Source organism: Oleiphilus sp. HI0123 (assembly GCF_001635315.1).
In genome coordinates this window covers 1-10345 of record NZ_LWGE01000344.1, presented here as the reverse complement: position 1 = coordinate 10345, position 10345 = coordinate 1, and the positions used below count along the sequence as shown (strand labels likewise).

At 46.1% G+C, this 10345-nt stretch carries 10 protein-coding genes; 7 read left to right on the top strand and 3 right to left on the bottom strand.

Going from position 1 to position 10345, the window contains the following annotated elements:
• From A3761_RS03290 to A3761_RS03275, 4 genes are all read left to right on the top strand, one after another.
• Window positions 1–598 (top strand): phosphate/phosphite/phosphonate ABC transporter substrate-binding protein (locus A3761_RS03290; RefSeq protein WP_156491554.1); only part of this gene is annotated, 598 nt, incomplete at its 5' end.
• Window positions 588–1337 (top strand): (Fe-S)-binding protein, encoded by a 750-nt coding sequence (locus A3761_RS03285; protein ID WP_068553473.1) that lies wholly within the window; start codon window positions 588–590, stop codon window positions 1335–1337. The genes A3761_RS03290 and A3761_RS03285, both read left to right, overlap by 11 nt.
• On the top strand, window positions 1330–2748 hold the full coding sequence (locus A3761_RS03280; RefSeq protein ID WP_068553472.1) for a LutB/LldF family L-lactate oxidation iron-sulfur protein: 1419 nt from the start codon (window positions 1330–1332) through the stop codon (window positions 2746–2748). The genes A3761_RS03285 and A3761_RS03280 overlap by 8 nt, the downstream gene beginning before the upstream one ends.
• Complete coding sequence (locus A3761_RS03275) at window positions 2745–3431, top strand: lactate utilization protein (RefSeq protein WP_068553471.1); 687 nt, start codon at window positions 2745–2747, stop codon at window positions 3429–3431. Before A3761_RS03280 ends, A3761_RS03275 begins: the two co-directional genes overlap by 4 nt.
• 4 nt (window positions 3432–3435) lie before the next feature.
• On the opposite strand, the gene A3761_RS03270 is transcribed toward A3761_RS03275, so the two are convergent.
• On the bottom strand, window positions 3436–5634 hold the full coding sequence (locus A3761_RS03270) for a histidine kinase N-terminal 7TM domain-containing protein (protein ID WP_197470163.1): 2199 nt from the start codon (window positions 5632–5634) through the stop codon (window positions 3436–3438).
• Between the two features lie 224 nt (window positions 5635–5858).
• On the opposite strand from A3761_RS03270, the gene A3761_RS03265 reads away from it, so the two are divergent.
• Genes A3761_RS03265 through A3761_RS03255 form a run of 3 tightly spaced genes read left to right on the top strand, consistent with a single transcriptional unit; the run spans window position 5859 to window position 8543 of the window.
• The gene (locus A3761_RS03265) at window positions 5859–6851 is read left to right on the top strand and encodes an ABC transporter substrate-binding protein (RefSeq protein WP_068553469.1); all 993 of its coding nucleotides are present in this window, start codon (window positions 5859–5861) and stop codon (window positions 6849–6851) included.
• Window positions 6841–7755 (top strand): ABC transporter permease, encoded by a 915-nt coding sequence (locus A3761_RS03260; RefSeq protein WP_068553468.1) that lies wholly within the window; start codon window positions 6841–6843, stop codon window positions 7753–7755. The genes A3761_RS03265 and A3761_RS03260 overlap by 11 nt, the downstream gene beginning before the upstream one ends.
• Window positions 7752–8543, top strand: coding sequence for an ABC transporter ATP-binding protein (locus A3761_RS03255; RefSeq protein ID WP_068553467.1), 792 nt, complete (start codon window positions 7752–7754; stop codon window positions 8541–8543). The genes A3761_RS03260 and A3761_RS03255 overlap by 4 nt, the downstream gene beginning before the upstream one ends.
• Window positions 8544–8569: 26 nt before the next feature.
• On the opposite strand, the gene A3761_RS03250 is transcribed toward A3761_RS03255, so the two are convergent.
• The gene (locus A3761_RS03250; RefSeq protein ID WP_068516791.1) at window positions 8570–9526 is read right to left on the bottom strand and encodes an ion transporter; all 957 of its coding nucleotides are present in this window, start codon (window positions 9524–9526) and stop codon (window positions 8570–8572) included.
• Between the two features lie 82 nt (window positions 9527–9608).
• Window positions 9609–10345 (bottom strand): serine/threonine-protein kinase (locus A3761_RS03245; RefSeq protein ID WP_156491553.1); only part of this gene is annotated, 737 nt, incomplete at its 5' end.

Below are 10345 nucleotides of genomic sequence, written 5' to 3'. Positions count from 1 at the left end.
CACTACCCCTTTGCAGTTTCATGCATTTAAAGAGTTTCCGGGCTACCAGGCCCAGGTCAAACGCAAGTCACAGCCAATCAGAGGACTAATATTCGTTAAGAAAACTGGACCAATTAAGACCTTGGCAGAGCTAAGAAATTCAACCATTGCGTTTCCTGGCTTGCTAGATTTTGCCGCCAGCGTAGTGCCGAGAGAAAGCCTGAATAAACTTAACTTCGATATCATCCCCCAGTTTTTATCTAGTCAGTCAGCGGTCTACAAAGGCGTCGCTAATGGGGATTACATCGCCGGTGGCGGAACTGATGAGAGCTTTAGAGCACTCCCCCCTGAAATACGTAGTCGCCTGAGAATGCTCTGGGACAGCCCCGGGTTTTCTCCCTACCCTCTTATCGCACACCCTCGCGTCGATTTTTTCTCGCTCACCAAGTTAAAGCGGGCGTTTGTGAATATGATTAAGGATGACGAAGGGGTAAAGCTTCTTAAATATATTTTTGTTGAAAACGGCTTTGAGGTTGCTAAAAACAGCGACTGGGATGAAATTGGCCTGATCGACCTCCATATCCTTAACGGTACTTCGAAAAAATCTCATGCAGAGTAAACAGGTCTACCTCTTTGGAACTTGCCTAATAGATTCCTTTTACCCGGAATCAGGTATGGATGCGATTGCTCTGCTTGAACTATGTAATTATCAAATAGTATTTCCTCAAGCGCAAACCTGCTGCGGACAGCCTCCCTATAATTCGGGTGAAGCAAGCCCAGCCAAAGATGTCGCCTGGCACACCATTCAGGTTTTTTCCGACAAAAAGTTACCTGTTATCGTACCTTCAGCCTCTTGTGCGGCCATGATCAAGCATCACTACCCGACTCTCTTCGACACGGGTTCCACAGAGCATAAACAAGCAATAGAGCTGAGCTCGAGAACCTACGAGCTTATCGAGTTTCTAGAGCCCATCCTCCCATACAATAAGCAAATCGACAGCTCCCACACTCATATCAGTCTTCACCGATCCTGTAGCGCCCTTAGGGAGATGGAAGTCGCAGAACCATGGCTATCAATTCTAAGAAAGCTAGATGGCGTCGAGGTATCCTTACCAACACTAGAGCAGGAGTGCTGCGGATTTGGGGGAACCTTTGCTATCAAGTCTCCTGAGATTTCTGCCGCCATGACAGCAGACAAATGTGAGCACTTACTATCACCAAATACTCAGTCTATATTAAGCGGTGATTGTGGCTGCATTTTGAATATTAGCGGACATATCAAGCATTCAGGCGACAAGCGTCCTTGCACCCATATCGCGAGATTTATTGCTCAGCGTTTTGGAATACAACATGACTGACGACGCGCACTCAAACTTCGCCACTCGCATAAAAAGCGCACTAGAAGATACGCAGCTACGCTCCAACTTCCGCGGCGCCATGGACTTTCTACGCAATAAACGCAAACAAGCCTTCAGTGATGAAGAGGAATGGCAAACCCTTAGAGAACAAGGTGCAGCAATAAGACAGAACGTCGTCGAGCGTTTACCTGAACTGCTAGAGCAACTAGAACAACAATGTAGCAATAACGGCATTCAGGTACATTGGGCAGAAACCGGGATCGAAGCTAACCAAATTGTTCTCGACATAGCACAACGTCGCAAAGCCAAACTTGTTATCAAAGGAAAGTCGATGGCGAGCGAAGAAATCGAATTGAACAATTTCCTCCAGAGCCATAATATTGAAGCCATTGAATCGGATATGGGGGAGTACATTGTGCAGATTGCCGATGAAACACCGTCTCATATCATCATGCCCGCCATCCACAAAAACAAACAGGAAATTGCTCAACTATTTGAAAAGAAGCTCAAGTTGAAATGCGACCCGAACGACGTTGATGGCATGATTGGTCTGGGTAGAAGAATCCTCAGGGATAAATTTGAAAAAGCAGACATTGGCATTTCGGGCGTCAACTTTGCTGCTGCCGAGTCAGGTACGCTTTGCCTGGTAGAAAACGAGGGTAATGGACGCTTATCTACCACAGCTCCTCCGGTGCACATTGCAATTATGGGCCTGGAAAAAGTTATTCCAAGCCTGAGAGAACTACCAACACTACAACGCCTTCTCACTCGTTCCGCAACCGGCCAACATATCACCAGCTACCTCAACTTGATTAGCAGCCCGCGTCAAGCAGGAGAACTTGACGGCCCCGAGGAAGTTCACTTAATTATTCTCGACAATGGCCGCTCACTCATCCAACAAGATCCGGAGCTGAAAACCACTCTCGCTTGTATTCGCTGTGGTGCATGCATGAATCACTGCCCGGTCTATACCAAAATAGGCGGACATGCTTACGGCACAACCTACCCCGGCCCTATTGGGCAGGTTGTTATGCCTCAACTTAAGGGTATGGCAAGTCATGGGGAGCTTCTAAATGCCTGCTCCCTTAATGGCGCCTGCGGGGAAGCCTGCCCAGTAGATATTAAACTGCCTCAACTTATCCGTAGTTTGAGAAACAAACAACAAGCTACTGGCTCGACGCTAAAGGTAGAATCGTGGATCTGGCGTTTGTGGAAAGTGATCCATACCCACCCCAAACTCTATCGCCTAGTCACCAAGCTCATGGGCGCCTTCCCTTTCATCAGCACTTGCTACCCAAAAGCATGGCGCAATACCCGAACACCGGCTCGCCCAAGTGCACGTACCCTTCACGAGAGGCTAAAGCATAGCCATCAAAAATTTGATGGACAAAGCAAGGAGCCACGCCAATGAACCAAGCTAAACTGAACATACTCTCACGCCTAAAACGCTCCAAGGGTTTTAAAGCACCAGAACGCGAGGGTTTGCCTAGCTCCCATAGAAGTCGTAGTGGTATTGTTCAAGCTGAAGATTTGCTTAGGCAGCTGATCTCAAAACTAGAAGAAAATCACGCAGAAGTACATCGAGTTAGCGCGCTTAAGTGGAAAACAACACTTACTGACATCATGGAAAGAGAAAAAGCCAAGCACTGCTTATTAGGGAATAATCTTGCATACCAAAGCGAAATTGAACAAGCTCTGCGCCTTCATAATAATAACATCAGCATTACACGCTACTCACAAGCTTATGAAACCCTTCGGGAAACCTTATTCCATAACATCGATATCGGCATCACCCTTGCACAGGGAGCAATAGCCGAAACCGGAACCTTATTGCTGCTGCCAAATAAAGACGAACCTAGAATGATGTCGCTTGTGCCACCAATACATCTAGTGCTACTACAAGAGGATCAAATCTACCCGGATTTATCAAGTTTGCTCAATGATGAACCTTGGGGTCAATGCGAGAAAATGCCAAGCAATGTTTTGTTTATTTCCAGCCCGTCGAAAACAGCAGATATACAACAAACACTAGCCTATGGCGCTCATGGACCCAAAAAGCTGATTGTCTTAGTTCAAGAAAACGCAGAGATATAGAGTGCTAAGGAGCAACGCTCAGCTCATCCAGAATCGATTCACTATCACCGCCTCCCGTTCTTAAACAGGGGAAAACCAATAGAATTTCGGTGCATTGCTCCGAGTCAGTGGAATAACTTATCGCCCCCCCTAAAGCGCTCATGACCCGTCGATAATAGACGGTCGCCAGATCAAGGTTAGATGAATCTTCATCCACAACTCTTAAACCTTCTAGCTGAGAACGCTGAACACCTTCTTTATAACGCAATAATAATACATTACGGCCACCCTCAACCCGACTATCAATAGTGATCTCTTCGCCTTTAGCCACGACAGAGTGATTGATGGCCGTTTTTAGTATGTTAAACAAAGCATAAATCAATAACCATTCATCACCTTTGAACAAGAAGTCTTGGCGTAAGTCTGTTCGTATTCTCTCTCGCTCTCCTGGCATAAACACATACTCTGCCAAACTCTTCGTTACTACACTCTGAATTGAAAGCACCTTGAAGGTACTTACATCGATGGGTTCATCCTTCACCAGACCTAGACTCATGTCGATCACCTGAGCACTTCGCGCGATAGCCACATGAGCTTGGCTATAGGGACTATCTAAATATCTCTCATCTTTTAGCTCCGCTCGTACCAATGCAGCATGTTCAACAAAGGCATGTAATTGATCTAAAGGCCCTCTCATGTCATTGGCGATATTACCGGCCAAAGACTGCAAACTCTGCATTTTTTGAAATAAGAAGCGCTGCTCCTGGAAAGCCTGACGGCGAAAAAACTCTACACGCTCAATGAGTCGACCCAATTTAGACGACAAAGCCTGTAACCTCGACTGATCTTTCAAACGCATGTCAGATTTACTGACGACGACTAAGAGCATTCCCCTAAAGTCACTATTTGCAACAACAGGCAAACCCAGCATCTCACGTCCCGGCACCATTTCGACCCAATCATAGGCAGCATCGAGCTGCTCAGTTGACATAATTTCAACCATTTGGGCGTTAAGCGTTCTTTCCTCAGCCTCACCCTGCAGGTGCACGTTTATAGAAGAGGGCAAACGATCATGGCGGCGTCCATCACTGCCGCTAAATAGTATGCGTTGATAGTTTCTCTCAGCGCTCAGGTCATTCGCATCAAAGCGCTCCAACTCTTTCCTGGATAAAGTTCGCTCCAATAGAACCCTATCCAAATACCATGCATAGTGATGGATATAGCTTTGTTGCTCAAAAAACTGCCGAAGAATTGGCAACATCGACTCAAAGTCATCAGATTGATCTAGCTGATACATTAGGTCTCGAAAGTGCCGCTCAGCATCAAGTTTCTGACGAACCAGGACTTTATCTGAAAACGCTTGTAAGCGAGATTTCATCGCTGCATAAAATTCACAGGAACAGATGGTGATAAGAACCAGAAATACAGTCTGAGAAACACTCAAATACGCTTGATCTATAAAGATGCCACCTTTAAGCATTAAAACCACGAAACCAACGATGCAAATGTAAATCATCAAACGCGTGATAACAAAACTCAGCGTCTCGGGCAGTTCAAGTAGGTCATGTTTCAATACTGCGTAGGTAGATATCACCACCATAAGGGCGACTGAAAGTAAGCCATAAGGCGGTATATTGATATCAAACTCAAGAGATAGCGTCATCCCACCCCCTAAAAAACCCAGGGCAATCGTCATGATCAGATAGTCCAACTTTAACTTACCTGAGCGGGTTGTGTCGGCTCTCTCTTGCAGTAGGACATATAGAGTATGCCCAATAATCCCGGCAAAAAATACCGGAAACAGATAGAACAAGTTCCCCCCTACAGGGAACCAGAAAGCATCAAAACGAAAGCTGGGACTGTGTAGAAAATGCTCTGGAGCGATAAATATCAAACTCAAATAGAGAAGCGATAAAAGATAGTATGAGAAAGAAACACGCTCGTAGGCATGTTGCTTACCCACAAAGCTTACAACAAAGTGAAACAACAAGACCGGAAGGAATAACACGACTGAGTTAGCACAACGTGCCCAAAACAAAGCTTGTGAAGGCTCGTTGGTAGACATTCCAACGAACAAGCTAAAAGACCAGAGAGCCAAGAGCGTACAGATTAGGCCAAAAAGAATCGACCCTCCCTGGCGTTTTGCCGATAAGCAAAGTACTGCACTGGCTGTACTCAATAGAGCGCAAACCAGACTAATAAAAGCAAAATTGTTCCATACCACAACGGTCACCCTGACCTTAACATTCCTGATCCTATGTTCAGCATGGGCTGTGACGGAATAATATTACCCCTATTCGAATAGTTGCCTTTAGCTGTACATAATCTAAACAGGCATTATCCTCCCAGAATCGCTTGGCAGCAAGCTAACGATTGATTACCATGCAAAAAATAAGAAGCTTTAGCCACTTTTATCGCTTCATGACAATAATTTGATGGATGCAATTAATGAAACACTTCTTATCCTGGCCCCGCAAGTCTCTATTCAACCTACTGCTAGTATCATATCTAGCGAGCCTTCTATCCTTTAATACGCTTGCCGCTCCAGAAAGTAAGCACGTTGCAATCACCCAGATTGTTGAGCACCCTGCCCTTGATGCAGTGAGAAAGGGCGTTAAGGATGTCCTCGCCGAGCATGACTGGAAAGACGGAGAAAATCTTAAGTGGGATTACCAAAGTGCACAAGGCGCACCGGCAACTGCAGCCCAAATAGCCAAAAAATTTGCAGGCGACAGGCCAGACGTATTTGTAGCTATCGCCACCCCTTCAGCCCAGGCTGCGGTAGCCTCTGCCAGAAATACCAACATAGTTTTTAGCGCAGTGACCGATCCTGTGGCAGCCAAACTGGTGAAGTCTTGGGAGCAACCGAGCAAAAACGTTACAGGCGTGTCGGACCTAACACCGATAAAACTGCATTTAGAGATGATTAAAGAGGTCCTCCCTGCCAGTAAGCAACTCGGTATTATCTACAACCCAGGAGAAGCTAATTCTGTTTCACTTCTCAAGCTAATCAAGCAACATGCTGAAGAGCTGAACCTTCAAGTAATTGAAGCAGTCTCCCCCAAGTCCTCGGATGTGCAAACTGCAGCTCGCTCATTACTCGGCAAGGTTGATGCAATTTACCTCCCTACAGACAACACAGTCATCTCTGCTATAGAAGGTATCATCAAAATTTCTGAGCAAGCAGACATTCCTGTTTTTGCCGGCGACACCGATAGTGTCGCTCGTGGCGCCATCGCGGCCTTAGGGTTTAACTACTATGAAGTGGGCCGACAGACAGGCAAGATCGTTGTGCAGATTCTTCAAGGCCAATCACCTGCTGATATTCCGGTTCAAGGTGTCATGAATACAGAGTTGTTTGTTAATCCTGGCGCAGCAAAGCGTATGGGCATAACACTTTCGCCAGAGTTTATCTCTAAGGCTAAATCACTTGTTGAATAGTTTTGCCTTATTCGGCGCCTTAGAAACCGGCTTCATTTTTGCGCTGGTCGCATTTGGAGTCTTTCTTTCTTTTCGAGTCCTGGATTTTCCAGACCTTACTGTTGACGGGTCTTTTCCCTTAGGGGCCGCTGTCGCCGCGGCACTGATTGTTGCTGGCGTAAACCCTCTTATCTCGACGCTCTGCGCTTGCTTAGCCGGCGCCCTTGCAGGCTCAGTGACAGCGATATTAAATGTGAAACTAAAAATTTTGCATTTACTTGCATCAATCCTGACTATGATCGCGCTTTATTCCATTAACCTGCGAATAATGGATGGCCCGAACATCGCGTTGCTCGGCGTTGATACCTTGTTAAGCCCGCTAGATAAGCTAAGTATTGCTACTTATGAGATTCCTTATTATGTCGCCTACCCAATTTGCTTCGGTATCATTAGTCTTATTACTTTCACCCTGCTTTTTATGTTCCTGCGTAGTGAAATTGGTTTAGCAATGCGCGCTACAGGCTCTAACCCCAGAATGGCTCAGGCCAATGGCGTCAATACTTCGTTAATGGTTATTCTTGGGATGTCACTATCTAATGCCCTTGTCGCCCTGGCAGGCGCTTTATTTGCTCAAAGTCAGGGTAGCGCTGATGTAACTATGGGGGTCGGCATCATTATTATCGGCCTTGCTTCTGTGATAGGCGGCGAAGCCTTGATTAGCCCGAAGAACCTGTTTCGCTGGATCCTTGCCTGCCTGATTGGCTCACTACTCTATCGCCTGGTTATTGCCGTGGCACTTAACGGTGAATTATTAGGCCTTAAAGCTCAAGATCTCAATTTGATCACGGCTATTTTGGTAACGCTCGCAATTGTTGCCCCAAATATCAAAAGCGCCATTAAAGCACGCACGAGGTTCGGCCAATGATCTCAATGAGCAAGGTAGATGTTAGTTTTAATCTCGGCAGCCCCTTAGAAAACCATGTATTAAAGGGAATCGACCTGACTATTCCTAAGCATCAATTCATTACAGTTATTGGCAGCAACGGTGCAGGTAAATCAACCTTACTGAACGCCCTGTCTGGTGAAGTCGCTGTTCAAACAGGACAAATTCACTTAGATGATCAAGACATCACTAAGCTTCCTGTACATAAAAGAGCCCGATGGATAGCGCGAGTCTTCCAAGACCCCTTAACTGGCACCTGTGAAGACCTGACGATTGAGGAAAACCTTGCACTAGCGCAGGCACGCACCTCACGAAGGGGGTTACAGCGAGCCGCTCGAAGAGAGTTCAAACAAAGCTTTATTAATAAGTTGAAGAGCCTGGAGCTTGGCCTGGAATATCGTTTAGAAGATAAAATTGGACTGTTGTCAGGCGGTCAACGACAAGCGGTCAGCCTCCTAATGGCAGCGCTTCAACCTTCAAAATTACTACTGCTTGACGAACATACTGCTGCCCTGGACCCGAAAACAGCCAAATTTATCCTTAACTTAAGCGAAGAGATTATTCGTAGCGAAAAACTAACTGCCTTAATGGTTACACACAGCATGAATCAGGCCTTAAGCGTTGGCGATAGAACCTTGATGCTTCATCAGGGCCAGGTTGTTCTTGATGTCAGTGGCAAGCAGCGCGAAGGTATGAACAGCCAAGACTTACTGGATCAATTCCATAAGAATCATGACGCCTTGGATGACGATAAATTAGTACTTTCCTAAACTGGCACTGACTCTTACAAAGACATTTAGTGCCGAAAGTGACTCACAACACCCGTCGCCTGATCGAGTGTTAAGCCATATTCAGACACTAAATACGCCACTTCTCGCTGCTCAGACTGACTCATACTCAAATGCAAAGAAGGCTCTTCCTCTTTATTCTTTCCAGCGACTACCTCTAATTGGCCGCGACGAATACGCAGTTTTCTTCGTCGCTCATGCTCCTGCTCTCGAACAAGCTGGACAAATGAGGATGCGAAAATACCAGCGGGCATCGCTGCGATCCCGACACCACAAACCATGACCAGCGCACCAAAAAGCTGTCCTCCGACAGTAATAGGCGTCACATCTCCATAGCCAACGGTCGTCAGTGTCACAACAGCCCACCATAAACAAGCAGGGATACTGCCAAAGGCTTCAGGCTGTTCAACCTTCTCGAAGATATAAATGCCTGTCGCGGCGATAAACATTAAGATCATCATCACCAAACCTGCTGCCAGTAAGGTGTTCTTATTCTCACGAAAGACACGAGCAATCATCAATAATGATGCAGAATAGCGGGTTAGCTTAAGCACCCTTACCATCGATATCAGCTTAAGAATACGCAGATCACCAAAAGCATCGCCCGGCAGTAGCAGTAAGAGGAGTAAAGGCAAGAAAGAGAAAAGATCGATTAGGCCCATCGGCGAACGAATATATAGCCAACGCTTTCGCCCGCTAGTCATATGAGTCGCATGAGGTGTTTCTGCCGCTACCCAATAACGCAACAGATACTCAAATGCAAAAACGACCACAAAGCAGATATTAGCAATGAGTACCCAGTCGCCCATTTGCTCCCTGAAGCCTGGCAGAGAACCAAGTACGACTTCAAGAATATTAAGAATAATAACTAATGAGAGAAAGACCGTCACTATCAAGGAAGGAAAGAAATCGGCCGAAGGCTCGTTGAGGCAGCGATACCAAAAAGCGCGGGCAGTAGTACTCATGTCGTTAACACTTCTTTTATTGTAATAGCGACAATATAGCTCGACTCAAGCCTTCATCCAAGCTCAAATCAAAGCATTTACATCAACTGTTCTGGCTAAACAGGTAAATGAGCAGCAAGAAAGTAACAAACCAGAAACCTGACAGAAGCTTCCAGAACATTAAAGTATTGGCACTCTTCTGCACCACTGGGTCCGCTTTCAGAAACTCAGGGTTTGGCTGCAGCAGGTCCTTCATAAAGTCATCGATCGTTCTATACCGTTCTTCAAGATCAAAAGACGTCCCTCTCTTCAAAGCACCGTCAAACCATTCTGGTATCACCGGGTTATTTGAACTGGCTTCAGTGTACCGTAACTGATCATAATCAAAGGCACTTCTGCACTGCTCTATTTTATCTCCATAAGGCAAGGTGCCTGTAAACATTTCATAGGTAATGGTTGCTAGCGAGTAGACGTCCCCCTGGATCCCGGGGTTATGTCCGCGTAGATAAAGCGGGTCTGAGTAGCCAGCTGTACCCAAAACGCCATCAGGAATAATAGGGCTCACGCACTCAGACAAACCGGCAACAAATACTGACCCGAAGTCCAACACCAAGGCCTTGCCCTCTTCAGTCACCATAATATTTCCGGGCTTCAAGTCTTGATGTACCGCCTCGTTTTGATGAAACGCTTTTAAGCCCTCTGCAACTTGTTTAACGATATTGATAGCACGCTTTGGACTCGGTGGCTGGTTCTTTCTCAGCCATTTATCTAAGCCCTCTCCCTCGACATACTCCATGAGGTAATATAGAAAACTGCGCTTGCGGTCTTGTCGAATAATCT